This window comes from Hamadaea sp. NPDC051192, from assembly GCF_040682475.1.
GTDB classification, from domain to species: domain Bacteria; phylum Actinomycetota; class Actinomycetes; order Mycobacteriales; family Micromonosporaceae; genus Hamadaea; species Hamadaea flava.
Genome location: NZ_JBFBAZ010000041.1, coordinates 1 through 23,791 on the forward strand (window position 1 = coordinate 1; position 23,791 = coordinate 23,791).

The 23,791-nt window shown below is 69.7% G+C and carries 22 protein-coding genes; 7 read left to right on the forward strand and 15 right to left on the reverse strand.

All coding sequences use genetic code 11. The features are described from left to right. Positions 1-67: 67 nt before the first annotated feature. Positions 68-481 carry a DUF6220 domain-containing protein gene (locus AB0M47_RS19125; protein WP_363415131.1) on the reverse strand — a complete coding sequence of 138 codons (414 nt, stop codon included), beginning with the start codon at positions 479-481 and terminating at the stop codon, positions 68-70. Positions 482-597: 116 nt separating this feature from the next. Between AB0M47_RS19125 and sigJ the strand changes: the two genes are divergently transcribed. Continuing rightward, entirely contained in the window at positions 598-1,476 is an 879-nt protein-coding gene (sigJ, locus tag AB0M47_RS19130) for an RNA polymerase sigma factor SigJ (protein WP_363415134.1), read from the forward strand. 3 nt (positions 1,477-1,479) lie between these two features. On the opposite strand, the gene AB0M47_RS19135 is transcribed toward sigJ, so the two are convergent. Together AB0M47_RS19135 and AB0M47_RS19140 are read right to left on the reverse strand one after the other, a co-directional pair. Further along, positions 1,480-2,469 carry a redoxin family protein gene (locus AB0M47_RS19135; protein ID WP_363415137.1) on the reverse strand — a complete coding sequence of 330 codons (990 nt, stop codon included), beginning with the start codon at positions 2,467-2,469 and terminating at the stop codon, positions 1,480-1,482. Between the two features lie 124 nt (positions 2,470-2,593). After that, the gene (locus tag AB0M47_RS19140; RefSeq protein ID WP_363415140.1) at positions 2,594-3,193 is read right to left on the reverse strand and encodes a CGNR zinc finger domain-containing protein; all 600 of its coding nucleotides are present in this window, start codon (positions 3,191-3,193) and stop codon (positions 2,594-2,596) included. A gap of 59 nt (positions 3,194-3,252) precedes the next feature. Here AB0M47_RS19140 and AB0M47_RS19145 point away from each other — a divergent pair, with 59 nt between their 5' ends. Next, entirely contained in the window at positions 3,253-4,170 is a 918-nt protein-coding gene (locus AB0M47_RS19145) for an arginase family protein (protein ID WP_363415143.1), read from the forward strand. 69 nt (positions 4,171-4,239) lie between these two features. Here AB0M47_RS19145 and AB0M47_RS19150 read toward each other — a convergent pair whose 3' ends face one another. Both AB0M47_RS19150 and AB0M47_RS19155 read right to left on the reverse strand, forming a co-directional pair. After that, on the reverse strand, positions 4,240-4,563 hold the full coding sequence (locus tag AB0M47_RS19150; RefSeq protein ID WP_363415146.1) for a hypothetical protein: 324 nt from the start codon (positions 4,561-4,563) through the stop codon (positions 4,240-4,242). Between the two features lie 86 nt (positions 4,564-4,649). Continuing rightward, positions 4,650-5,552 carry a GNAT family N-acetyltransferase gene (locus tag AB0M47_RS19155; RefSeq protein ID WP_363415149.1) on the reverse strand — a complete coding sequence of 301 codons (903 nt, stop codon included), beginning with the start codon at positions 5,550-5,552 and terminating at the stop codon, positions 4,650-4,652. Between the two features lie 158 nt (positions 5,553-5,710). On the opposite strand from AB0M47_RS19155, the gene AB0M47_RS19160 reads away from it, so the two are divergent. Together AB0M47_RS19160 and rbsD are read left to right on the forward strand one after the other, a co-directional pair. Continuing rightward, a complete protein-coding gene (locus AB0M47_RS19160; protein ID WP_363415152.1) occupies positions 5,711-6,703 on the forward strand; it encodes an alpha/beta hydrolase-fold protein in 993 nt (330 codons plus the stop codon). Between the two features lie 89 nt (positions 6,704-6,792). Continuing rightward, on the forward strand, positions 6,793-7,209 hold the full coding sequence (gene rbsD, locus AB0M47_RS19165) for a D-ribose pyranase (RefSeq protein ID WP_363415154.1): 417 nt from the start codon (positions 6,793-6,795) through the stop codon (positions 7,207-7,209). A gap of 63 nt (positions 7,210-7,272) precedes the next feature. Here the strand turns inward: rbsD and AB0M47_RS19170 are convergent, their stop codons facing one another. From AB0M47_RS19170 to AB0M47_RS19210, 9 genes are all read right to left on the reverse strand, one after another. Further along, complete coding sequence (locus tag AB0M47_RS19170; protein ID WP_363415157.1) at positions 7,273-9,720, reverse strand: GH116 family glycosyl-hydrolase; 2,448 nt, start codon at positions 9,718-9,720, stop codon at positions 7,273-7,275. Beyond that, entirely contained in the window at positions 9,717-10,532 is an 816-nt protein-coding gene (locus AB0M47_RS19175; protein ID WP_363415160.1) for a carbohydrate ABC transporter permease, read from the reverse strand. Before AB0M47_RS19175 ends, AB0M47_RS19170 begins: the two co-directional genes overlap by 4 nt. Further along, positions 10,532-11,485: a sugar ABC transporter permease gene (locus tag AB0M47_RS19180; protein WP_363415163.1), complete on the reverse strand. Its 954-nt coding sequence runs from the start codon at positions 11,483-11,485 to the stop codon at positions 10,532-10,534. Before AB0M47_RS19180 ends, AB0M47_RS19175 begins: the two co-directional genes overlap by 1 nt. Next, on the reverse strand, positions 11,482-12,798 hold the full coding sequence (locus AB0M47_RS19185; protein ID WP_363415166.1) for a sugar ABC transporter substrate-binding protein: 1,317 nt from the start codon (positions 12,796-12,798) through the stop codon (positions 11,482-11,484). The genes AB0M47_RS19180 and AB0M47_RS19185 overlap by 4 nt, the downstream gene beginning before the upstream one ends. 8 nt (positions 12,799-12,806) lie before the next feature. Further along, entirely contained in the window at positions 12,807-13,853 is a 1,047-nt protein-coding gene (locus AB0M47_RS19190) for a DUF4185 domain-containing protein (protein ID WP_363415169.1), read from the reverse strand. Positions 13,854-13,930: 77 nt separating this feature from the next. Beyond that, positions 13,931-15,004, reverse strand: a complete 1,074-nt coding sequence (locus AB0M47_RS19195; protein WP_363415172.1) for a glycoside hydrolase family 172 protein — start codon at positions 15,002-15,004, stop codon at positions 13,931-13,933. Between the two features lie 88 nt (positions 15,005-15,092). Continuing rightward, the gene (locus tag AB0M47_RS19200; RefSeq protein ID WP_363415175.1) at positions 15,093-16,601 is read right to left on the reverse strand and encodes a DUF4185 domain-containing protein; all 1,509 of its coding nucleotides are present in this window, start codon (positions 16,599-16,601) and stop codon (positions 15,093-15,095) included. Between the two features lie 21 nt (positions 16,602-16,622). Further along, positions 16,623-17,654 carry a ribokinase gene (locus tag AB0M47_RS19205; RefSeq protein WP_363415178.1) on the reverse strand — a complete coding sequence of 344 codons (1,032 nt, stop codon included), beginning with the start codon at positions 17,652-17,654 and terminating at the stop codon, positions 16,623-16,625. Further along, positions 17,651-18,298, reverse strand: a complete 648-nt coding sequence (locus tag AB0M47_RS19210) for an SIS domain-containing protein (RefSeq protein ID WP_253762891.1) — start codon at positions 18,296-18,298, stop codon at positions 17,651-17,653. The genes AB0M47_RS19205 and AB0M47_RS19210 overlap by 4 nt, the downstream gene beginning before the upstream one ends. Positions 18,299-18,602: 304 nt before the next feature. On the opposite strand from AB0M47_RS19210, the gene AB0M47_RS19215 reads away from it, so the two are divergent. The 3 genes from AB0M47_RS19215 (at position 18,603) to AB0M47_RS19225 (ending at position 23,283) form a co-directional block, all read left to right on the forward strand. Next, complete coding sequence (locus tag AB0M47_RS19215; RefSeq protein WP_363415181.1) at positions 18,603-19,601, forward strand: LacI family DNA-binding transcriptional regulator; 999 nt, start codon at positions 18,603-18,605, stop codon at positions 19,599-19,601. A gap of 189 nt (positions 19,602-19,790) precedes the next feature. Next, complete coding sequence (locus AB0M47_RS19220; RefSeq protein ID WP_363415184.1) at positions 19,791-21,221, forward strand: VCBS repeat-containing protein; 1,431 nt, start codon at positions 19,791-19,793, stop codon at positions 21,219-21,221. Positions 21,222-21,237: 16 nt separating this feature from the next. Continuing rightward, a complete protein-coding gene (locus tag AB0M47_RS19225) occupies positions 21,238-23,283 on the forward strand; it encodes an N-acetylmuramoyl-L-alanine amidase (RefSeq protein WP_363415187.1) in 2,046 nt (681 codons plus the stop codon). A gap of 42 nt (positions 23,284-23,325) precedes the next feature. On the opposite strand, the gene AB0M47_RS19230 is transcribed toward AB0M47_RS19225, so the two are convergent. Next, a complete protein-coding gene (locus AB0M47_RS19230; protein ID WP_363415190.1) occupies positions 23,326-23,736 on the reverse strand; it encodes a hypothetical protein in 411 nt (136 codons plus the stop codon). Between the last annotated feature and the right edge of the window lie 55 nt (positions 23,737-23,791).

Consider the following 23,791-nt stretch of genomic DNA (forward strand, 5'->3'; position numbering starts at 1 on the left):
GAATCATGTCCCATGATTCGACCTAGAACCCTGATCCGCTGTCCCCACCGGCGGCTGGCGACCGATGTCAGGCGGCGGCGGGCGGGGTGGGCTTGAGCTGCGCCCGGGCCTGGCGCAGGATCAGCCCCGCGAACACGCCGGTCAGCAGGCCGCCGATGCCGTGCAGGCCGAAGACGATCTCGGAGCCCGTACCACTGCCGCTGTCGTGCATGCCGATGGCGATCTTCGCGACCACGACCTGGAACGTCGTCAGCGCCGGGATCACCGCGGTCAGGCCGATGAGCCGGCCCGGCATCCGGCCGATCGCCGCGACGACGATCATCACGATCGGCCAGAGGAACAGCACGTAGCCGAGCATGTGGTGGCCCCGGTACGCCTCCTCGCCCGGCCGGCTGCTGAAGCCACCGCTCGCGGCGAAGAAGAACTGCGCCACGACGAGCAGCACGAGGAGTCCAGCGAGGGCGGCGAAGATTTTGCGCATCGGCTTGTCCTGTCCTTGGGGTGACTCACTTTCACTGAGTCCGACGACGCAGCGCTCGGGAATGTGAGGCGGGGAGGTCCAGGTCACATTCCGGCCGGCTATATCGTCGGAGCAGTATGAGCACTCCCGACATCAGCGCCATCGCGGCCGAACGACGCCAGTTGATCAACTTGGCGTACCGGATGCTCGGCTCGCTGGCCGACGCCGAGGACGTCGTCCAGGACACCTATGCCCGCTGGTACGCCCTGACCCGCGAGCAGCAGGACGAGGTGGAGTCGCCGGGGGCCTGGCTGACCAAGGTCGCCAGCCGGATCTGTCTCGATCTGCTCGGTTCGGCCCGGGTGCGGCGCGAGCGCTACGTCGGCGAGTGGATTCCCGAGCCGATCCCCGATCAGGCTCCGGCCGATCCCGCCGATCGGGTCACCCTCGACGAGTCGGTCAGCATGGCGTTCCTGGTCGTCCTGGAGTCGATGACCCCGGCGGAACGGGTCGCCTTCATCCTCCACGACGTGTTCCGTTACCCGTTCGCCGAAGTCGCCGACATCGTCGGGCGTACGCCCGCGGCCTGCCGTCAACTCGCGACGGCCGCGCGACGGCGGCTGGACGCTGCGCAGCCGTCACCGGCTCCGGCGACGCATCTGGCCGCTGTCGTGCGGAACTTCAAGCAGGCCTGGGAGGCGCAGGACATCCAGGCGCTGGTGGGTCTGCTCGACCCGGATGTGACCGTGGTCGCGGACGGCGGCGGGCTGGTCAGCACCGTGGTACGCCCGGTGGAGGGCGCCGAGCAGGTCGCTCAGTTCGCCCTCTACCTCGCCACGAACGCGCCCGGCATGGTGCTGCTGGAACGCACCGTCAACGGCCAGCCGGGCCTGGTCGGCCGGCGCGACGGCGCCACCGTGGCGGTGTTCGCGTTCGAGCTGGCCGGCGAACGGATCCGGCGCGTCTGGGCGGTACGCAACCCGGAGAAGCTGGGTCCGTGGACCGCCGAGGACTGACCGTCAGCCGAAGGTGAAGGCGTACGCCCCGGCGCCGGCGTCGAGGAACGTGATGTCGAAGGTCCGGTCGGCGATCTCGCCCGGCTGCCGGATCAGCTGGTACAGCCGCGGTTCTGCGAGTACGCCGTAGCCGTCGGCGTCCACGTCCAGCCCGTGCGCCGGACCGGGCGCGCCGCCGTCGAGACGTACGCGGAACGGCACCGAGCTGCCGGGCGTGGCCGGGGCCATGACGAGGTGCAGATCGCGGGCGTGGAACCGGTACGCGATCCGGCCGCCGGGCGCGTCCGACACGACAGCCTGCGGTTGGGCGGTCCAGTCGCCGGCCAGCGCCCACGCGTCGACGGCCAGCCGCGCGGGTTCGGCGTACGCGTTCCGCCGGTTCGGCACGAGCCCCCCGGGAGACGCGAAGTACGCCGTCCGCTGGTATCCGGTGTAGGTCTCGGCGGTGCGCAGCGTCGTCCAGTCGGCCGGTGCCTCGATGCCCTCGGCGTCGACCGTGACCGGGGCCGGGTCGAATCCGGTCGAGCCGCGTTCGATCAGCAGCGCCTGGATCGCCGCCTCGGTCTGCTGGTATTCGCCCTCGCCGAGGTGGTGACGGCGGATGCGGCCTTCGGTGTCGGCCAGGTAGAGCGCGGGCCAGGCGGAGTTGCCGAACGCCCGCCAGGTCGCGTAGTCGTTGTCGGCGACGACCGGGTAGTCCACGCCCAGCGCCACGACGGCCCGGCTGACGTTGTCCGGTTCGGCTTCGAAGCCGAACTCAGGGGTGTGCACGCCGACGACGACGAGCCCGTGGCCGGCGTACTTGTGCGTCCAGGCGCGCAGGTAGGGCAGCTGCCGCAGCCAGTTGACGCAGGTGTAGGTCCAGAAGCTGACCAGGACGACGTTCCCGCGCAGATCGGCGGGCGCGCCGGCGAACGACGGCACCACGCCCTCGACCGGCAACCTCGGCGGGGTGGTACGCAGCCCGTCCGGAACGGTCCACTGTGCTGCCATGACGGCTACCTCCGTACGACGTGATCTTCTATCGCCATCGTCGTCCGGAACGCCCCTCGACGACCCCCGGGAAAACCCCTGGTCGAGCCCTGATGATCTCCGCCGCCGTGCCTCGGGGAAGGCGTCAGGGGCGGGCCACCGCTCGGTGGCGACGCGTCTTCTCGGCGTTTCCGCAGGTGGCCATGTCACACCAGCGGCGTCGGCCGGCCTTGGACGTGTCCAGGAACAGCCAGCCGCAATGCCTGCCGCCGCACACTCGCAGCCGAACGGACGGCAGGGCCTCCAGCAGGCGGACGGCCCGAAGGGCGACGAAGTGCTCCGGATAGGCCAGTCCGGAGTTCTCGACGGTGACCGTCGGTTCCAGCCGCCCGGCTGAGCCGGTCAGGACGACCGCGGCCGTGGCCGACCGCCACGACTCGGTCAGCCGGGCGACGGCGTCCTCGGCCTGGTCGTGTGTCAGCAGCTTCCACAGCGCTTCGCGGAGCACCTTCGCCTCGGCCAGCGCGCGGGCGGCTCGGCGCGGGTGCGCGACTGCCTCGGCGGCGAGCCGGGCCACCGCGTCCGGCGGCAGGTCCGCCAGCACGGACCATGAGAGCAACGCGGCGTAGTCGTCGAGCCAGTCGATCGGCTCGGTGTCCCGCGCGGTGACCGTGTTGACGAAGTCGAGCACGACGTCGCCGGCGACCAGGTCCCGGGGCTGGAAGTCGTGCGCTCGTACCTGCATGTCTCCACGATACGCGATCATGCAACCGGTAAACAGCGTTTTACTGGTAGACTGTCGGCATGATCGAGCTCATCACCGCACCGTCCAGCCTCGGCCTGCGGCCACTCACGCCCGGCCACGAACCCGGCGCCTGGCGCGCCCCGCAGGCCCTCCTGGACGCCGGGCTCGCCGACCGCCTCGGCGCCCGTCACGTCACCACGCTCGACCATCCCGACTATGACTTCGAGGCCCAGCCCCTCACGCGGCTACGCAACGGGCACGGTCTGCGGGCGTACTCGATGATCATCGCGGAGGTCGTGGGCACGGCCCTGGCGGCCGGCCGATTCCCCCTGGTGGTCGGGGGTGATTGCGCGAATCTGCTGGGGTGCCTCGCGGGCGCGCGTCGCGACGGGCGGTGCGGGCTGGTGCACCTCGACGGCCACAACGACTTCTTCCACCCGAACAACTACGACACCGCGGCCCGGCTCGGCTCCGCCGCGGGCATGGACCTCGCGCTGGCGACCGGCCGCGGCGAGCCGTTGCTGACCCACTGGCCCATCATTGGTACGCCGCTGGTGGCGGACGGCGACGTCGTCCAGCTCGGCGACCGCGAGACCGACGTGCCGGCCGAGCAGGACCACTGGGCGATGGTCGAGGATTCCGCGATCGTCCGCTTCACCACGCAGCAGATCCTGCACCACGGCATCGAGACGACGAGCGCCCGGACGCTCGACCGGCTTGGCGAGCGCGGCCTGGACCGCGTGTGGCTGCACTTGGACGTCGACATCCTGGACGAGTCCGTGATGCCGGCCGTCGACTCCCCCGGCGCGCCGGGCCTCGACTTCGCGCAGCTCACCGAGCTGCTCGGGCGGCTGGCGGCGGACGAGCGGGTCATCGGCGCGGACGTCGGCATCTACGACCCGGAGCTCGACCCCGATCGTCTCTACAGTGGACCGATCGCGGCCGCGCTCGGCGAGGGCTTCGCAGCCCGGCGGTGACGGACCTCCTCACTGCCAGGCCCAAGTCACTGCCGCGCTGAAGTCACTGCCAGGCTGAACGGGGGCTTCTCACCAGTTGCCCGACGCCGGGTACTTCTGCTGCCAGGCCTGGCCCTGGCTCGGCACGAAACTGACCCGGACCTTGTACGGCTTCTTGGCGTGCCGGGTCCACAAGCGGCGCAGGTTCTCCTCGGCCGATCGAGCATCCTGCTCGGTCACCCGCCCGCGGTAGACGATCTCGAGCCGGGAGAACCCGTCGCCGACCTGCGTGCGCTCGCCCGCCTGATAGCCGTGCTGAAGCGTCCAGACCAGGAAGTCGCTCATCATGGCACCCTCGCCGATGATCGCCACTGCCACGTCCAGGTCGAGGCCCAGGTCGAGGTCGTCGTTCATCGGCTGCTCCTGTCCGCCATCTGATGCGTATCGCCCAGGAAATTAGCACCGACGACGTGGATCGCGTGGCCCGCTTCGCATCCCGGTCACGGGCGGGCGAACTGGACGCGGCGGAACGCTTCGACGAAACCGGCCCGTTCGTAGATCCGGACGGCTCCGGTCGGGTTCGCGCCGTCGACGTTCAACGCCAACTCCGGTACGCCCGCCGCCCGCGCGGCGTCGATCACGGCGGCGAGCAGTGCGCCGGCCGCCCCGCGACCCCGCCACGGCGTACGCGTCGCGACCTGTTCGATCACGACCGTCCTCGGCTCCTCGTCGGCCACCGACAGCAGGTAGCACGACGCGAAGGCGACCAACTCGTCCCCGTCCCAGGCGGCGTACGACAGGTCGGGGCGGAACCGCTTGTCCCGGGGGAACCGGTCGGCCCACTCCTCGAACGGCGTCGGATGAAAGCCGTAGTGATCGGCGAACCCCTCCTGGTGCGCCACCCACAGGGCGTGCTCGTCGCCGGGCCGGTAGGCGGCGACCGTCAGGTCCGTCGTGGCGGCGAGCGTCGGCAGTGCCACGTCGCGGGTCATCCAGAGGAAGGTGCGCTCGGGGTGCAGCCCGAATCGGCGCAGCAAAGCCTGGGTGGCGGCGTCGGTGCTGCGGCAGCCGATCATCGGCAGCCCCGCCGGGCCGAACCGGTCGAGCTGCCAGCCCAGCAGGTGACGGCCGATGCCCCGGCCTTGGTGCGCCGGCAGTACGCCGCCGGGCAGGAAGCGCCGACTCCCGTCGCCGCCGGGCTCCGCGTACGCCCAGCCGACGAGGTCGCCGTCCGCCTCGGCGAGCAGGACCGAGTCAGGGGTCGCGTACTCCGTGAACTCGCGGACCACGTCGGCCTCGGCGGCGGCCCGGCCGTGGCCGGACTCTTCACGGATCGCGGTCCGCAGCCGGGCCAGCGCGGCCGCATCCGCCGTCGTCGCCGGGCGGTAGGTCACCTGGATCATGGAGACAACCTAGCGTGGCGCCCGGATCCGTCCCACGCGGTTGTCGCCAGGCCGCGACCGGATCAGGCCACAGCCTTTCGTCAACGTCGATCCGTGTGGCACCATGAAGCCTTCGCGAAATCGATTTCCCGATTCACCGACGCATCTGGGGAGGACTCATGCGACCACCTGTTTCGCGGCGCGGCCTGCTGGCCGGCGCCGCCGCCACCACCGCTGCCGTGGCGACCGCCGGGCTGTTCGGCTCGCCCGCGCGCGCCGCCGGACTGCCGGTCGGCAACGGCTTCGGCCTGACCGTGCTGGAGAACCAACGCTGGGACGCGCGGCTCGCGTACGTGCGATTCCGCAGCACCGAGCTGACCCGGGACCCGGGCGTGAACATCCTGCTGCCCGACGGCTACGACGCCCATCCGACGCGCCGCTATCCGGTGCTCTACCTGCTGCACGGCGGCAACACCGACTTCCGGCAGTGGCACATGGAACTCGGCGCGGTCGAGTCCACCGCCGGCCTGGAGGTCATCGTGGTCATGCCCGACTGCTACAAGATCGGCTGGTACGCGAACCACCTGCGCCCGCTGTTCGGCCCGCTGAACTGGAAGAACTTCCACATCCACCAGTTGATCCCGTGGATCGACGCCAACCTGCGGACCACCGGCGCAGCCGCCGGCCGGGCGGTCGCCGGGCTGTCGATGGGCGGCTACGGCGCGCAGAAGTACGCCGCCGAGTTCCCGGACCGGTTCGCCGCCGTCTCCTCGTACTCGGGCCCGTCGAACAATCTCGCCGCCGACATCGAGAGCTGGATCTTCGTGACCCCGGCCGCCGACGGGCAGCTCCCGGGCGCGGTCTACGGCGTCGTCGGCGAACGGCACGACCTCATGACGCCGGAGAATCCCTGGGACCGGGTGGAGAGCTTCCGTGGCAAGCGGATCGCGTTGTACGCCGGGCTGACCGACGTGACGCCGGGCGCCTGGATGAGCGACGTCCAGGAGCGGGTGGTGCATTACCAGAACGCCGCGTTCCATCAGCGGCTGCTGGACGCCGGCATCGCCAACGACTTCCACGACTACCCCGGTACGCACTCCGGCGAGCACTGGACGCGTAACTTCCGCGAGGACGTCCCGGGCATCGTGGCGGCGCTGACGCCGGCCCGTTGACACCGGGCGACCCTTTCTTTAGCGTTGGCGGGAAATCGAATTCTCGGTCGGAGGACTCGGCGTTCCCGACGGACTGACCAGGAGGAAGCATGCGGCACGACGGCCTGTGGCACCCACGCCTGCTGGAGATCCTCACGAGCGCGGGGCACACCGATCTGATCGTCGTGTGCGACGCCGGACTGCCCGCCCCGCCCGGGGTCGAGGTCGTCCACCTCGCGTGGCGGTCCGGCGAACCCGCTTTCCTGCCCGTCCTGCGGCAGGTGCTCGGCGAGTTCGTGGTGGAGCACGCGACCGTGGCCGAGGAGCTGTCCGACGCCACGATCGCCGACGGCATCGCCGGCCTGATTCCCGCGTCGCGGATCGGCCGGGTCGGGCACGAGGAGTTCAAGCGGATCACGCGGACCGCGCGGGCGATCGTGCGGACCGGCGAGGTGACCCCCTACGCCAACATCATCCTGCAGGCCGGCGTCCCCTATGGACCGGCCGCGCCGGAAGCGTTCTCCTAGCACCACATCACGGATGCGCAGGCTCACCGAGCGCCGGTTGGCCTGCGCATCCGTGATCTGCGCCTACAGAGGTACCTGAGGGTCGCGCGACTCCGTTGCAGGGATGGTGCCGTAGCGGCAGGAGACGGAGACGCCGTCGGAGCTGCGGGTGACGGTGCCCCATCCGGTCGGCGTGAGCAACGGCCACGTCCCCGGTCGCGTGGACAGCGCGTCGACGACCGACCAGCCCGCCATCGCGCGTACGTAGTGGTCGCCGCACTCGATCTCGTTGTAGGGATTGCGCCGCCGCCCGTCGTACCGCGCCCAGATCCCGCGCAGGATGGCGTACGCCTCGTCGTCGAGTCCCTCCCGGAGACAGTGCGCCGCCACCTGGTACTCGCTGCCGGTCCACACCTCGTCGCAGTAGCGGGTCGGTACGGACGGCCGTCCGCCGCCGGGCCAGGTGCACATCAGCAGCCCGGTGTCGTCGCGGTCGGCGAACACCCGGTAGATGTGGTCGAACCCGTCGAACCCCGTACGCAGGTTGTGCCGCACGATCGAGCGCAGCGCCGTGACCACGTGTTCCCGGGGCAGCAGGTAGCCGAGGTCGAGCTGGTGCGCCCACCACTGGCCGATGAGCTGGTCGGCCAGGCAACCGTGCAGCCACTGGTAGTCGGTGGACTCCCCCTCGTCGAGGACCTGGACGTAGTACGAGCCGTTGAACAGCAACTCGTCGTACGCCTTGCTGCCCCGCTCGAACAGGTCTGCGACGACCGCGCCGTAGGCGGGATCGTCCACCAGTCGGGCCATCTCCTCGGCGGCCCGCAACGCGGCGAGCCACAGGGTGCCCATGAAGCTGTTGACCCCGCACAGATCGATGTCGTGCGTGGACGGCTGTACGCCACGCAGCACCCCGGACGCCGTCGGATCCCAGCGATCGCGCACGTAGTCCAGCAACCGCCGCACCGAGGGCCAGTACCGCTGGAGCCAGTCGAGGCCGGCGCCGTTGCGTACCTCCCGGTAGGTCTTCAGGACGCTGCCGAGCATCCCGTCGAGGGCCGGCTCGACCGGGCCGCCGATGGGCTTGTCCCACAGCTGCGGCAGGTACGAAGGCGAGATCACTCGATGCGGCAGATAGCCCGCCGGCGCCTGCATGACGTCGTACTCGGTCTGCCGCATGCTGCGTTCGAGCTGCGGGAACAGCTTCGCCACGGCTTGGGCGTAGTTCCAGACGTGAGTGCAGTTGAGCGGGCATGAGCCGCCGACGTCGCCGGTCCACATGACGGTCGACGCCCCGAGCACTCCTTCGAAACCGAAGAACGCGCCGTCGGCGGTCACGAAACAGGACGGGCTGCGCAGGATCGCGGCCTGCGCGGCCAGGTGCTCCACCGCGTCGTCGTCGAGGCTGCTCTCGCTGAGCACCGACGTCCACGCCCGGGTGTCGGCCAGCAGCGAATCCCACTGCGACACCACCTCCGCGGCGACCGCCTGGGCGTCGGCGTACCGCTGCGCGTAGGCGTTGCCGAGCCAGAACCGGGTCGGCCCCCACTGGGGATTCGGCGGGCCGAACTGCACGAAATTCGCGTACCGGTTGGGAAAATGCCAGGCCAGCAGGACGCGGATCGTGCCGGTCTCCCCGGGCTCGAGGTCGAGCACCGCCGCGACCCCGCCGTTCCACGTGCGGCCGGGGCCGCTCGGCCCCCAGGCCGGCGCGGGACCGCTGGGCTGGTAGTCGGCGGCATGTGGGGCGAGCACCGAGGAGTCGACGTAGAACGCGCGGGCGTCCAGGAAGCCGAGGAACTCGGCCGGATGCTGCCACTGCGGCAGCGTCGCGGCCGACGGCGAGTCGATCGCCAGGACGGCCTGGCCCGCGCCCGGCGCGAGCGGGTCGATTGCGTGGTTCTCCAGGACGAGGGAGGTCCAGCCGTTCTCTCGCCGAACGCGATTGGTGTTGCCGCCGTACCCGCGCGCGGTCACGCCGTCGATCGGGGTGGTCCCGTCGTGCCCGACCGGGTTCTGCATCGCGGCGCCCAGCCAGACATGGGCGTCCACATCAGACGGATTGGTGACCGTGAAGGTGAACATCGCCACCGGCAGCGACGACCGGTCGACGTCGAGCGGGATCAGCGGGTTGACGGCCGTCAGCCGGACGTCCACCGGCAGCCCGTGATAGTCGATCTCGGCGACCGGATACAGCCCGCGGAACGTCGTCGCCGCCGCACCCGGGTACGCCCCGAGCAGATCCCGCTGCCAGCCCGGCACGAGATCGTCGTCGACCAGCGGGGTCCGGGCGGCGTCCACCGGGCCGGGCGGCGCTTGCAGCACGTAGGTCCGGTCGAGCGGCGGCTCGATCTGGCTGACCCGCAGCGCGAAGAACGTCCCCGGCAGCTCGCCGTGATGGTTGCCGACGTTCTGCAGCTGCCATTGCCGCAGCCCGCCGTCGGCGCCGATCGCGAAGCCGCCGGTGCCGATGCCACCGAGCGGCATCGCGACGAAGCGCCCCTCCTCGTGCGGGACCGGACGGGCCCTCACTTCATCCCCGAGATCCGGATGCCGCCGATGATCTGCTTCTGGAAAGCCAGGAAGAGCAGGATCACGGGCAGTGCCGCCAACGTCGACCCGGCCATGAGCAGGCCGAGCTCGGACGACCGATCGGACCGGAAGGTCGCCAGGTACTGCTGGATCTGGAACAGGTTCGGGTCGGTGATGGTGAGCACCGGCCAGACGTACGCGTTCCAGAACGCCAGGAACGAGGTGACCCCGACGACGACCAGCGCGCCCTTCGAGATCGGCGTGAAGATGTGCAGGAAGATCCGCCACCGCCCGGCGCCGTCGATCAGCGCGGCCTCCTCCAGCGCGACCGGCACGCCCAGGTAGTACTGGCGCAGGAAGAACACCTGCAGCCCGGACGCCGCGCCCGGAATGACCAGGACCGCCATCGTGTCGAGCATCCCGAGCTGGGTCACCACGATGAACGAGGTCAGCATGATGGCGATGCCCGGGATGAACATCGTCGTGATGACCACGACCCACAGGGTGCGCTTGAAGGCGAAGTCCAGCCGGGCGAAGGCGTACGCCCCGAGGGAGTTGACCACCAGGCTCAGCGCGGCGAACAGCAGCGCACCGACGAAGGTCACGCCGATCGACCGCAGGAACGCCGGGTCCCCGAGGATCTGGGTGTAGTTCTCCCAGCGCCAGACCTCGGGGAAGAACTGGAACGGGGTCTGCACGACCTCGGTCTTGCTCTTGAACCCCGCGATCAGCATCCAGGCCAGCGGGAACAGGGCGCTGAGCAGGAACAGCCCCGCCAGCCCGAGTTTGCCCGCCATCACGAGGAACCGCATCAGCCGTCCACCGCCTTCTCGGATCGCACCAGCCGGAAGATGATCGCCGACACCGAGCCCAGGACGAGGAACAACAGCAGGGCGGCCGCGATCGGATAGCCGGAGTAGAGGTCGTTGGTGAAGTGCCGGAAGATGAACAGGTTCGGCAGCGTGGTCGACTCCAGCGGGCCGCCGTTGGTCATCACGAGCGGCACGACGAGGAACTGCAGCGAGCCGGCGAACCCGGTGACCAGCAGATAGAGGAAGATGTTCTTCATCAGCGGCAGCGTGATGTGGAGCATCTTGGACCACCAGCCCGCGCCGTCCAGCGAGGCCACCTCGTAGTAGGCCTCCGGGATGTCCAGCAGGCCGGCCAGCATGATCAGCGAGGCGATGCCCATCCCGATCCAGATCGCCGGCACGGCGATCGCGGGCAACGCGGTCCCGGTCTCCCCCAGCCACGCGGTGTCGTCGCGCCCCACCAGACCCAGGGCCCAGTTCAGGATGCCCCCACGGTACGCGTAGATGATCGTGAAGATGATGGACGCGATGACCTCGGAGATCACGGCCGGAACATAGATCGTGACCTTGAGTACGCCGGCCATGCGCCCGCTGAACGACTTCACGAGGTTGGCGAACGCGAACGCGATCAGCAGCTGCGCCGGGACCACCATCGCGGCGAACCCGAGTCCACGCAGCACCGACGACAGGAACGCCTGGTCGGTCAGCACGTTGAGGTAGTTGTCCAGCCCCACGAACTCCGACGGCGCGTAGAAGCTCCAGGTGAAGAAGCTGATGTAGACGGCGTGCAGCAACGGCCAGATGACGAAGATCGACAGCAGGACGACCAGCGGCGCGAGCATCAGGTACGCGACCTTGGTGTCGCCGTGCCGCCGTCGCCGCGCCGTCGACCCCGACGCGTCGCGGGTGCCCGGTGCTGCGACCGCGGTCGCAGCACCGGCCGCGCTCGTCATGACGTGGTGCCCTGTCCGGCCAGGTTGTTCTTCGCGATGATGTCCTTGATCTCGGCGTCGGCCTCCTTCAGGGCCGTGTCGATGTCCTTGCCCTGGAGGGCCTTCTCGATCGCCTTGCCGAACGCCAGGCTGATCGACCAGTCGTAGGTCGGCTCCGGCTTGGCGTACTTGACCACCTTGTCCTGAATCGTCTGCGCCCACGGGTTCTCCTTCGCGGCCGGGTCGCTGCTGATCGTGTCGGCGACCGCGGTTCGGGGAGAGTACTTCGAGAACTTGGTCGTCTTGAAGTAGTCGACCAGGAGGGCGGGGTCGCCGGCCAGCACGTACGCGATGAACTCGGCCGCCGCCTGGGCCTTGGTCGACTTGCCGTCGATCACCCAGGTCCAGCCGCCGAGGGTGGCGGTCGGCTTGGTGGCGTCGCCGTCGAACGAGGGCATCGGCGCGGCGGCCACGTTCCCGACGACCTTCGGGAAGTCCGACAGCAGCACGCTGGCCGCCCAGGAACCGCAGGCCATCATGGCGGCCTTGCCCTGGCCGAACGGGGTGGCGTCGGCGTACGGGGCGAGCGGCTGCTTCGGCATGATGCCCTGCTTGTAGAGGTCCTGGTAGGCCTGCAGGAGCGGCTTGTACGCCGGGTCGTTGGCCCGCGGCTGCGACCAGTCGTCGCTGATCGGCAGGTGCCCGGCGGCGTTCCACTGCAGGCCCCACGTCGACCAGCCCATGTCGATCTGGTTGCCGGCGGTGGAGAAGCCGGAGACGTCCTTGGTCGTCAGCTTCTTGCCGAAGTCGACCAGCTCGGCCCAGCTCGTCGGCGGCTTCTCGGGGTCGAGGCCGGCCTTGGCGAACAGGTCCTTGCGGTAGTAGAGGACGGCCGACGGCTCGACGAGCATCGGGTAGCCGTACTTCTTGCCCTTGTAGGTGATCGACCCGACGACCGACTCCTGCAGCCCCGACCACTTGTCGGCGGCGATGACGCCGTCGAGGGCCTGGATCTGGCTGGTCCGGGCGAATCCCTGCACCTTGTTGTAGTTCAGGGTGAACACGTCGGGCGCCTTGCCCGCCGCCTGCGCGGCCTTCATCTTCTGGTCCCAGGCGTCGGCCGGCACGATCTGGTGCACGACCTTGACCTTGTTCTGCGAGGCGTTGTACGCGGCGACCGCCTTCTTGTACCAGGCGTCCTCCTGGTCGGTGAACTTCTGCTGCCAGATGGTCACCTCGCTCTTGTCACCGGAACCGCTGTCCTTGCTGCCGCACCCGGCGGCGGCGAGCGCGGCCGCGCCGGCCAGCCCGCTGAGCAGAGCTCTGCGCTTCATCGCAACTCCTAGGATTTCTCAAGATCAATTGAGTAGAGGAACACGTTGTACGGTCCCCAGAGGGAGAGGTTGAAGTAGATCCGGCGGCCACCGTCATCGGTCGCTTCGCTGGTCACCGGGTATTGGAAGGGTGCGTAGAGGCCCGGGTGACCGGCCGCGTCCACAACGGTGCGCGGCTCGCTCCAGGGGCCCCAGGGGGTGACGCCCTCCCGCAGGACGACGCCGTCGCCCTCGCGGAGGTACATCATGATCCACCGGTCGAGATACGAGTTGTACGCCACCGACAGCTCGCCGACGGTGTCGTCGACGACGAGGACCGCCTGGTCCCGGTCGGCGGCCCAGATCGGGCCGGTGGAGCCGGCGCCGGCGTAGTACCGGTACGCCGACAGTTGCTCGACCTGCGCGGCGGGTACGCGCATGAGGCGTACGCCGCCGAATCGGCCGGCCGGGATGGCCCAGAAGTAGAGCTGGTCCACCCCGTCCTCGAGCACATGCGTGACGCTGACCTGGATGAATCCGGAGTCACCTGGCCAGGTCACCGCGTCCAGCCGGGTCCAGTTCTGCCCGCCGTCGGTGGAGCGGGCCAGCCCGGCGTGGTTGGCGTCCCAGCGGCCGGGGTCGCCCCAGTGCCGCACCGACATGTAATAGAGGTAGAAGGTCTTCCCCACGGCGAATCCGTAGGTGGGGATGACGGTCATCTCGTCGCCGTCGACCTTCTTGCTGCCCAACAGCTCCTTCGCCAGCCCGATCTCGTCGGTGACCATGCCGGTGAGGCGTACGCCGTCGGACGGGTCGCGATCCGTGGTGTAGCCGAGGACGTTCGACCGCCAGAAGCTGCCGCCCGCCCCGGTCTGCCCGTCCGTCCGCTCGCCGAAGGTGTCGCCGAAGACGAAGTACGTGGTATCGCCGGCGCTGAACATCGAGCCCAGGTCGGTGCCGTGCACGGCGTACTTGTCGGTGCCGCCCGGCACGCCGGTGACCTGGCCGATCTCGGTCAGGCCGCCGACGCCCGTCAGCACGAAGGGCTTGTCGGTGCGCGGGTCCAGCACGGTCACGGTCTCTCCTGACGGGCTCGTGCATCCGGCGGTGAGCAGCACCACCGCGACGAGAGCGGGCAGACGGGCTCGGTGGTTCACAGCCGGGGCAGTCGCTGGGCGACGGGCGGCAGGATGAACGGCTTGTGGGGCAGCTCCTGATACCAGTACGCGACCGAGGACAGGTCGTCGTTGCGCCGGTTGGCGTGACCGTGCTCGATGGTCACCCGGATGGAGCTGCGGAACGGCACCGGATCCTCGATGTGGAACCGGTAGAGCGAGATCTGCCCGCTCCAGTTCTCGCCGCCCGGCAGGGTGATCCCGTGGTACGGCGCGTGGTAGGACTCGCTCGGGCACCAGGCGGTGTTGAAGTAGTCCTCGGTCCCGGTGCCGTGCAGGCTCGGCGGGAACGCCTCGCCGTCGATGAAGATCATGTCGTCGCCTTCGCCGTACCAGTTCCAGTCGGCGGTCTGGCGCAGGTTGGTCACGTTGAGCACGCAGCCCACGTAGTGGCCACGGCCCTCCGCGTCGAGGATCGTGTAGTTGCCCGCCCCGTCGAGGTTGCTGCCGGAGAACAGCCAGTCGGAGTTCGACAGGTCGCCCTGCTCGATCCCGTCGGTGGGGCTCTCGCGCCGCCACTGGGCGTGGAACCGGCCCAGGTCCGCGCCCAGCTCATCGAACTGGTCGTAGTCGATGTAGTAGTAGAACCACAGGACTTCCGACTCGCACTCGCTGGTCAGCTCGAACCGGGCACGGGTGGCGAACGGCATGTGGAAGAAGCAGTTGAAGGCCTTGCCGTCCTGCGGGCTCATCTGGAGCGGCGCGGAGACGAAGTTCGCGGTGCGGCCGTGGCCGACCCCGAAGAAGTCGCCGAGCGGCACGAGCACGCTCGGATGCTCGGCGTCGTCCCAGTAGACCCGCAGGACGAGTTTGCGCAGGAAGTCACGGTCGGCGGTGGCGGGCGTGGCCGCGTCGCGCGGGGCGACGGTCATCCAGATGTGGTTGATCGAACCCGCGCCCTGGATGTCGGCGAGTGTCACGGTCTCGCCGGGGTGGACGGTGACCCGGTCGTCGTTGCCGCCGCTCCGGTCCCAGCTCGACTCCCGCCGGCGGCGATGCGGTCGCAACCGGGGCAGGTCCCGAAGACTGCTGCCGTATGAACCGTAGTTCACGCTGTCCCCTCTCTCGCGGTCACAGCGGCCACGCTGCCGCCGAACCGATCCGATGATGTCTCAGGCGTTGATCTCCTGGCTGGGCGTGTCAGGCTTTGACCACCGCGAAGTCGTCATGCTGCAACCACATGTCCCCGTTGTCCGTCCAAATCCCGGCGAACACCTCGACCTGCGTACGCCCGCCGCTGTTGAACGACACCGTGAACCGGGTCCACGAACCCACGGCGTGGAAGTTGACCTCGGCGAACGGCAGCCCGTTGACGTTGCGTACGCCGAAGAAGCCGTTGTCGTTGTTGCCCGAGGTGCGCAGCCAGCCGGACAGCACGTAGTTCGTGTTCGGGGCGACCGTCACCACCTGGTGAAGATCGTGCCAACCCTGGTTGTATCGGACGAATCCGTTGCGGTCGCCCGTGAAGCTCCAGGTGTTGTGGTCGATCCCGCCGTTGCCGCGGACGGCCCAGGGCGAGGCGACCGCGCCGGTCGTCTGCCGTTCGAAGCTCGGGTCACGGACGAGGTTCGGGTTGCCGATGGTCGCGTCCGGGTTCAGCGTGACGCGGATCAGGTAGACGTTGTACGGCGTCCAGTCCGACATCGTCAGGTACAGGTCGGAGCCACTGGACCAGGGGTGCATGAACCCGCCGTACAGCCCGGGATAGTCGGCCGAGGAGGCCACCACGCTGGGCCCGCTCCACGGCCCGTTCGGCGCGGCGGCCGAGCGCAGCACGATGTCGCTGCCCTGCAGATAGGTCATCAGCCACTTGCCGGTGTACGCGTTGAACTGCACCGACAGCTCCGACACGGGCGCTGCGACGATCGCGGTCGCCAGGGTGTCCGCGCCGGTCTGCCACGTGCTGCCGGTCCAATACTCGTACGCCGACTTGGTCAGCACCGACGCCTCGGGCACCCGGGCCAGATAGAGGGCGCCGTTGCGGCCGTTGGGCGTACCGAAGAGGTAGACGTAGCCGGAGCGGCGGGCCATCGCCGCCATCTGGAAGTGGTCGCCGCCGCCCGGGTTGTCCCAGCGTGGGCCGCCGGACGTCACCCAGTTCTGCCCGTTGTCGTCGGAGTACGCGATCGCGGCGTAGTTGGTGTCCCAGTAGCCGGGCGCGCCCCAGTGGCGTACCGACATGTAGGCGAGGTATTGCCGCGAGCCGACCGAGACGCCGGCGGTCGGGATGACGGTGATCTCGGAGTTGTCGACCTTCTGGCTGGGGATGAGCTGCTTGGCGTGGCCGGGACCGTCCGTGACCGCGCTGGTGAAGGACATGCCGTCCCACAGATTGTGGTCGTTGCTGCGCAGCAGCACCTGGCTACGCCAGTCGTCGCCGTTGGCGCCGGGCGGAGTGGCCGCCGCGCCGAAGGTGTCGCCGAACGCGGTGAGGATCTCGCCCGCGCCGTTGTCCCACATGATGCCGAGGTCGGTCGCCTTGATGTTCCAGGCCGTGTCGGTCGAGCTGACCGAGCCGGGCCCGGTCACCTTGGCCACCACGATCGCCGGGGATGTCGCGGTCGTCGCCGCGGCGGGCTGGGCCGCCACGGCCAGTTGAGCCAGCAGCAGTACGCCGACCGCTGCGGCGCTGTACGTCCGGGTCTTCATCGAGCACCACCTCCAACGGGGTTACAGTGCGTGCTCTCCGACGGGCGCGCCGGAGACTGTCGTACGGGTGAGCAGCGCGCCGATCTCGTCGGCACGGGGCATGGCCGGTGCGGTTCCCCGTCGGGTCGTCGCCAGCGCGCCGGCGGCGTTGGCGTACTCGGCTGCGCTCAGCAGGCCGTCCCCGGCCGCGATGCGAGCGGCGAGCGCGCCGCAGAAGGCGTCGCCGGCCCCGACGGTGTCGATCGTGTCGACCGCCAGCGGGTTGAGAACGCTGGTCCGCCAGCCCGCGTACGCGTCGACGGCTTCGGGCGGCACCTCGTCGTCGCCGGGCCGGTCGACCACCACCACACCGCGTCCGCCGAGGGTGATGATCGCGCCCCGGCGGGCCAGCCGCCGCCGCAGCGTCGGCGCGGTGCCGAGGACGGCGTCGCCGTGACAGGGCAGGCCGGTGAGGCTTTCGGCCTCGACCTCGTTCGGGACCACCACGTCGACCAGCGCGCTGATGTCCTCCGGCAGCGGCGCCGACGGCGCCGGGTTGAGCAGGGTCAGCACGTTCGCCGACCGGGCGAGGTGCAACGCGGTCAGCACGGCGGGCAGCGGCACCTCCAACTGCACCAGCAGTACGCGGCTGCGCTGGATGACCGGGGCCGCGGCCAGGACGTCGTCGGCGGTGACGGCGTCGTTCGCGCGGGGCACGATGATGATGGAGTTGCTGCCGTCCGGCTCCACGACGGGCAGGCCGACGCCGGTCCCCCAGCCCGAGTCGCGCCGCACGTACGCCGCGTCGACGCCTTCCTCGGCGAGCATCGCGAGGAATTCCGCGCCGTGCCGGTCGTCGCCGACGCGCCCGATCATCGCCGTACGCGCCCCGGCTCTGCGCGCCGCGATCGCCTGGTTGAACCCCTTGCCGCCGAGGTACTCGTCGAAGGCTCGGCCCCGGATCGTCTCGCCCGGCCGCGGCCGCCGCGGCGCCTGCGTGACCAGGTCTTTCATGAAGCTGCCCAGGACGCACACGTCGAAGCCGTCGTCGCCGCCGGTCTGCTGCGGGATCATCGGGCACCCCCGGTCAGCCGCCGGCCCAGCGAGCCGCCGGGGTGGAACCCGGCGAAATCCTGCGAGGTGAACCCGCGGCGGACCATCAGCGCCGAGGCGAGCGCGTCGCCCATCGCCAGGGTCGCCGTCGTGGAGGCGGTCGGCGCGACGTTCAACGGATCGGCCTCTCGTTCGACCGCCACGTCCAGCACGTGCTGGGACAGGGTGGCGAGGGTGGAGTCGGGTCGGCCGGTCAGCGCGACCACCGGGATGCCCCGCGCGGTCACCATCTCGGCGAAGTCGCAGACCTCGGCGGTCTCACCGGACGCCGACAGGGCGATCACCAGGTCGCCGGGCGCCACCATGCCGGAGTCGCCGTGCAGCGCCTCCGCCGCGTGGACGAACGCCGTCGGGGTTCCGGTGCTGGCCAGCGTCGCCGCGATCTTCCGGCCGATGATGCCGGACTTGCCCAGACCGGAGACCACCACGCGGCCCCGGCATTCGAGGATCGCGTCGACGACCGCGGTGAACTGCGGCCCGAGCCGGCCGATGAGGGCGGCGACCGCGTCGGCCTCGTGCCGCAGCGCCTGGCGGGCCGCAGTGATGCCGGGGTCGCCGATGCCAGGATCGAGGCGAGCCGGCCCGTCCGCCGATTGCGTCGTCACGGTGCTCCTTACGAAGTGCTGAGGGTCCCGATCGAGCAGGTTCGGGAAATCGATTTCCAGAGAGTAGGCTCGGCAACGAGGGTTGTCAACAGTTCGTTTCCGGCCTGCTAGCACCAGATGTCAGAGCCGATTTACCTGGTCAGCGATGGCGAGATCGATTTCCGGAAACCGCCTCGCCGAGCCGGGGAATCTCCGCGACCGCGCCGACCGCACCGGGAAGCCGCCGGGGCGAGACGCTGGGAGTGCGGTCCGAGGGATCGATTTCTCCTGCTAGGCTCAACGCGCTTCTGGAAGGCGGGGATTCATGGCCACGATCTACGACGTCGCCCGGCACGCCGGCGTCTCCGCCGCGACGGTCTCGCGCGTCGTCAACGGGCGTACGACGGTGGACGCCGCGCTCGCCGCCCGGGTCCATCAGGCCATGCGCGACCTCGACTACCGCCCCAACGCGGTCGCCCGCAACCTGCGCCGCCAGCAGACCAGCATCTGGGCGGTGATCATCTCCGACATCGGAAACCCGTTCTTCACCTCGCTGGTCCGCGGCGTGGAGGACGTCGCGCAGGCCGCCGGGTACTCCGTGGTGCTCTGCAACAGCGACGAGGACCCCGGCAAGGAGGACCGCTACGTCAGCGCCGCGCTCGCCGAGCAGATGGCGGGTGTGATCATCTCCTCGACCGGCAAGCTCGCCACCATCACGCGGCTCGTCGAGTCCGGGACCCCGGTGGTGGCGATCGACCGGCAGATCCGGGGAGCCACAGTGGACACCGTGCTGGCCGACAACGAGCACGGCGCGGACGTCGCGACGTCGCACCTGATCGCCGCCGGGTACCAGCGGATCGCCTGCATCACCGGGCCGCGCAAACTGCCGACCGCCCAGCAGCGGCTCCGCGGATACACCAACGCCGTCAAGCGCCACAAGCGCCCGGCCGACGACCAGCTCATCCGCCACGCGGACTACCGCGAGGAGGGCGGCTACGCCGCGATGGCGTCGCTGCTGGACTCCGGCGCGGAACCTGACGCCGTCTTCGCCGCCAACAACCTGATGACCGTCGGCGCGATGGAATGCCTGGTCGATCGCGGGATCTCGGTCCCGGGCCGGTTCGGCGTGGTCGGCTTCGACGACATCCCGTGGGCCCATCTCGTACGCCCGTCGCTGACCACGGTCGTGCAGCCCACGTACGAACTCGGCCGCACCGCGGCCCTGCTGTTGGCCGAGCGGATCGCCGAACCCGGCCGCCCGGCCTCGACGGTGACCCTGCAGACCGAACTCAAGATCCGGGAAAGCTCGGTCCGGCCTGCGTGAACCTCGACGGCTGAAATTTCGTCACTTGACGCCGCTTCGCAGCGGTTGCTAATTTCGCCCGCAACAATTCGATCCCCATCCATCCCGCGTAAGGCCTGACGCAGCGCGCCCATTTCTCCGGCGCGCGGAACTTCCAGCTCATCGCGCTCGCCTTGGACGAGTGCGCCCTTCTTCCATCCAGGAGCTTCGATGCGACGTCTCCTCGCGATACTGTGCGCCCTCAGCACGGCCGGCGGTGTCGCCGTCCTCGACCCAGGCCGGGCCGCGGCCGCCTGCCCCTCGATCCCGTCCACCGCGGACCTCTCGGTGCTCGTCGTCGTGCACCGGGTCGCCCGGAACCTGAACGTCTCCGAGAAAGTCCTGCTCGCCGGGTTCGAGGCGGGCTGGGTCGAGTCCCACATGAACAACCTGCCCTGCGGGGACAAGACCTCGCTCGGGGTGTTCCAGCAGCGGTACGACTACGGCTGGGGCACGCCGGAACAGATCATGGACCCGGTCTACGCCTCGACCCAGTTCTTCACCCGCGCCATCGGCTGCGACCAGAACCATCCGGCGTACTCGGCGGGGCAGGTCGCCCAATGTGTGCAGGGGTCGGGCTTTCCCGACCGCTACGACCAGGCGGCGGGCACGGCGGGACAGCTGCTGGCGACCGCCCGCCGTACGGTCGAGATGACCGCCGGCACGCCGACCGACTTCGACGGCGACGGCAAGGCCGACATCGTCACGTTCACGCAGGGTTCGCTAGCCGACGCGTACGTGGCGACGTCGACCGGCAGCTCGTTCGCCGGCACCTCGGTCAAGTGGAACGACTACTTCTCGCTCGGCGGGGAGACCGCGCTGACGGGCGACTTCAACGGCGACGGCAAGGACGACGCGGTCACCTTCACGCACGGCTCGGACGCCGACGCGTGGGTGGCGTTGTCCACCGGCACCTCCTTCGCGGGCGCCACGAAATGGCATGACTTCTTCGCCCCACGCGGCGAATTGGTGGCGACCGGCGACGTGAACGGCGACGGCAAGGACGACATCGTGTCCTTCACCCACGATGGGCTGGGCGACGTTTATGTCGCGCTGTCCACCGGAACCGCGTTCACCGCGAGCGCCAAATGGCACGACTGGTTCGCACCGACCGGCGAATATCCCGCCGTCGCGGATGTCAATGGCGACGGCAAAGCGGACGTCATCACCTTCACCCAGGGACCGGGTGATACCGCCGCCGACGTCTATGTGGCCCTGTCGACCGGCTCTTCGTTCGCCGCGTCGGCCAAGTGGCACGACCTGTTCGCCGTCGGTGGCGAGCTGCCCAGAGTCGGCGACGTCAACGGCGACGGCAAAGCCGACATCGTGAGCTTCACCTGCGACTCGAATGCGGACGCGTACGTGGCGCTGTCGAACGGCACGTCCTTCGTCGGCACCGGTCTCAAGTGGAGCGACTATTTCTGCCTCGGCGGCGAGTTCCCCTATCTCGCCGACGTGGACGGCGACGGCAAGGCCGACGCGCTCACCTTCACCAAAGGCTCCACGAATGACGTCTGGGTCGGCCTTTCCACCGGCACCGGATTCCTCGGTGGAGTGAAGTGGCACGACTTCTTCGGCCTGCCCGGCGAAACCACTCTCTAAGCCCCTAGGAGAAATCGTGAGACCGCTGTCTGTCCTAGCGGGAGCACTGCTGCTCCTCGCACCGGCCACCCCGGCCGCCGCCGCACCGGCGACGCCGGATCTGGCCACCACCTTCGCCCGCGCCGCGGCGGCGTACGACGTGCCCCGGGACCTGCTCGCCGCGATCGGCTTCAGCGAGACCCGGCTGCTCGATCACGACGGAAAACCCAGCCAGGACAACGGGTACGGCGTCATGCACCTCGCCGACAATCCGGCGAACCACTCGCTGACCGAGGCTGCCGCGCTCACCGGCGTCGGCGTACCCCGGCTGAAGTCCGACCCGGCTGCCAACGTGCGCGGGGCGGCCGCCGTGCTCAACGCGTACGCGGTGAAAATCGGAATGAGCCGCGCTGACCGGCACCGGATCGCGGCCTGGTATCCCGCGGTGGCCGCCTTCGCCGGGGCGAGCAGCGACGCCACCGCACGGGTCGCCGCCGACCAGGTCTACAGCCTGCTCCGCCAAGGCATCGACGGACCGGTACGCGTAGCGCCCCGAACCGTGCGACCCGAGCTGGGCCGGTACGCGGACGTCACCCCGGCGGGACAGCTGAGCACCGGGCAGCCGCAGCAGGCGACGGCGCTGGCCGCCGCAGCGGTGCCGCAGTACCCGCCGGCGCACTGGGTGGCCGCGAACGGCAGCAACTACTCGCCCGGCCGGTCGTCGGCCATCAGCACGATCGTCATCCACGTGACCCAAGGCTCCTACGCCGGCACGATCAGCTGGTTCCAGAACCCGTCGGCGCAGGTCAGCGCGCACTATGTGGTGCGGTCGAGCGACGGCGACATCACCCAGATGGTGCGGGAGGAGGACACCGCCTACCACGTGCGCGACGCCAATTCGTACGCGATCGGCATCGAGCACGAGGGCTACGTCGACGATCCGGGCTGGTTCACCGACTCGATGTACCGCTCGTCGGCCGCGCTGACCCGCTACCTGGCCGACAAGTGGGGCCTGCCGAAGAACCGGACCGCGATCAAGGGTCACAACGAGATGCCGGGCAACGACCACACCGACCCGGGCGGCTACTGGAACTGGGACTACTACATGTCTCTGGTCAACTCCGGCGGGCAGCCGGTGGCCGGGGCGTCGACCGACTTCACCGGCGACGGCAAGGACGACATCGTCACCTTCACCCTGGGTACGCTCAACGACGCGTACGTGGCCACGTCGACCGGCACCTCGTTCGCGGGGACCTCGGTGAAGTGGAACGACTACTTCGGGCTGACCGGGGAGACGCTGCTTTCCGGTGACTTCAACGGCGACGGCAAGGACGACGCGATCACCTTCACCGGCGGCTCACTGGGCGACGTCTACGTCGGGCTGTCCACCGGCTCGTCGTTCGCCGGCGGGGTGAAGTGGGACGACTGGTTCGCGCCGGGCGTCGAGGTGCCGGCGGTCGGCGATGTGAACGGCGACGGCAAGGACGACGTCATCTCGTTCACCCACAACGCCGAGGGCGACGTGTGGGTGGCGCTGTCGACCGGCACTTCGTTCACCGCGTCGACCAAATGGCACGACTTCTTCGCCCTGACCGGCGAGATCCCGGCCGCCGCCGACGTGAACGGCGACGGCAAGGACGACATCATCACCTTCACCCGGGGACCGGGCGCCACCCTCGCCGACGTCTACGTCGCCCTGTCGACCGGCACCTCGTTCGGCGCGTCGGCCAAGTGGCACGACCTGTTCGCGGTGGGCAGCGAACAGCCCCGGGTCGGTGACGTCGACGGCGACGGCAAGGCCGACATCGTCAGCTTCACCTGCGACTCGAACGCCGACGCGTACGTGGCGCTGTCGAACGGCACGTCGTTCGTCGGCACCGGTCTCAAGTGGAGCGACTACTTCTGCCTCGGCGGGGAGTTCCCGTTCCTGGGCGACTACAACGGCGACGGCAAGGCCGACGCCATCACCTTCACCAAGGGGTCGACGAACGACGTCTGGGTGGGGCTGTCCACGGGCACGTCGTTCAACGGCGGGGTGAAGTGGCACGACTTCTTCGGCCTGCCCGGTGAGGCGACTCTCTGAGCGGGTGCGGGGGCCGGGACGGCGTCCCGGCCCCCGCGACGGTCACGACATCCGGCCGTGAGCCTTGTCCAGTAGGTTGTTGGAGGACGCCTTGAGCTGCCGGGCGCGTTCGCCGGCGGCCATGGTGAAGTCCTGCATCCGCTCCTGGGCCGTCTCCTCGGCCGAGGCCAGCGCCCGGCGGATCTGCGGCCGGCGGTACGCCTGCGCGCCCAGCCAGCCCAGAGCCACTCCGGCGCCGACGGCGGCCGCGATCACGGGCCAGGCCGGCCGGACCGGCTTGCCCGACAGCGCCGCCCACGCGCGTACGGCGCGGCGCTGGGCCTCGGAGGTGGCGTCGTCGAACTTGCCACCGACGTCGTGCGCCCGATCGGCGGCACTGTCACGGGCATCGGACAACGCGTCGGACAGGCTGTTCCACCACTCCGCGGTGCGGTCCTGTCTACGAGTAAACATGGAGGTCTCCCCTCGGACGGTTGTCCTAGGGCTACCCCGCTGCGCTGCCGGGCAA

Bases quoted from the DNA above. Each gene is read 5' to 3' on its own strand.
- sigJ (WP_363415134.1), top strand. From the start codon at position 598: ATGAGCACTCCCGACATCAGCGCCATCGCGGCCGAACGACGCCAGTTG.
- AB0M47_RS19150 (WP_363415146.1), bottom strand. From the start codon at position 4,563: ATGAACGACGACCTCGACCTGGGCCTCGACCTGGACGTGGCAGTGGCG.
- AB0M47_RS19135 (WP_363415137.1), bottom strand. From the start codon at position 2,469: ATGGCAGCACAGTGGACCGTTCCGGACGGGCTGCGTACCACCCCGCCG.
- AB0M47_RS19230 (WP_363415190.1), bottom strand. From the start codon at position 23,736: ATGTTTACTCGTAGACAGGACCGCACCGCGGAGTGGTGGAACAGCCTG.
- AB0M47_RS19125 (WP_363415131.1), bottom strand. From the start codon at position 481: ATGCGCAAAATCTTCGCCGCCCTCGCTGGACTCCTCGTGCTGCTCGTC.
- AB0M47_RS19185 (WP_363415166.1), bottom strand. From the start codon at position 12,798: ATGAAGCGCAGAGCTCTGCTCAGCGGGCTGGCCGGCGCGGCCGCGCTC.
- AB0M47_RS19180 (WP_363415163.1), bottom strand. From the start codon at position 11,485: ATGACGAGCGCGGCCGGTGCTGCGACCGCGGTCGCAGCACCGGGCACC.
- AB0M47_RS19205 (WP_363415178.1), bottom strand. From the start codon at position 17,654: ATGATCCCGCAGCAGACCGGCGGCGACGACGGCTTCGACGTGTGCGTC.
- rbsD (WP_363415154.1), top strand. From the start codon at position 6,793: ATGCGGCACGACGGCCTGTGGCACCCACGCCTGCTGGAGATCCTCACG.
- AB0M47_RS19160 (WP_363415152.1), top strand. From the start codon at position 5,711: ATGCGACCACCTGTTTCGCGGCGCGGCCTGCTGGCCGGCGCCGCCGCC.
- AB0M47_RS19215 (WP_363415181.1), top strand. From the start codon at position 18,603: ATGGCCACGATCTACGACGTCGCCCGGCACGCCGGCGTCTCCGCCGCG.
- AB0M47_RS19220 (WP_363415184.1), top strand. From the start codon at position 19,791: ATGCGACGTCTCCTCGCGATACTGTGCGCCCTCAGCACGGCCGGCGGT.
- AB0M47_RS19200 (WP_363415175.1), bottom strand. From the start codon at position 16,601: ATGAAGACCCGGACGTACAGCGCCGCAGCGGTCGGCGTACTGCTGCTG.
- AB0M47_RS19175 (WP_363415160.1), bottom strand. From the start codon at position 10,532: ATGCGGTTCCTCGTGATGGCGGGCAAACTCGGGCTGGCGGGGCTGTTC.
- AB0M47_RS19140 (WP_363415140.1), bottom strand. From the start codon at position 3,193: ATGCAGGTACGAGCGCACGACTTCCAGCCCCGGGACCTGGTCGCCGGC.
- AB0M47_RS19155 (WP_363415149.1), bottom strand. From the start codon at position 5,552: ATGATCCAGGTGACCTACCGCCCGGCGACGACGGCGGATGCGGCCGCG.
- AB0M47_RS19145 (WP_363415143.1), top strand. From the start codon at position 3,253: ATGATCGAGCTCATCACCGCACCGTCCAGCCTCGGCCTGCGGCCACTC.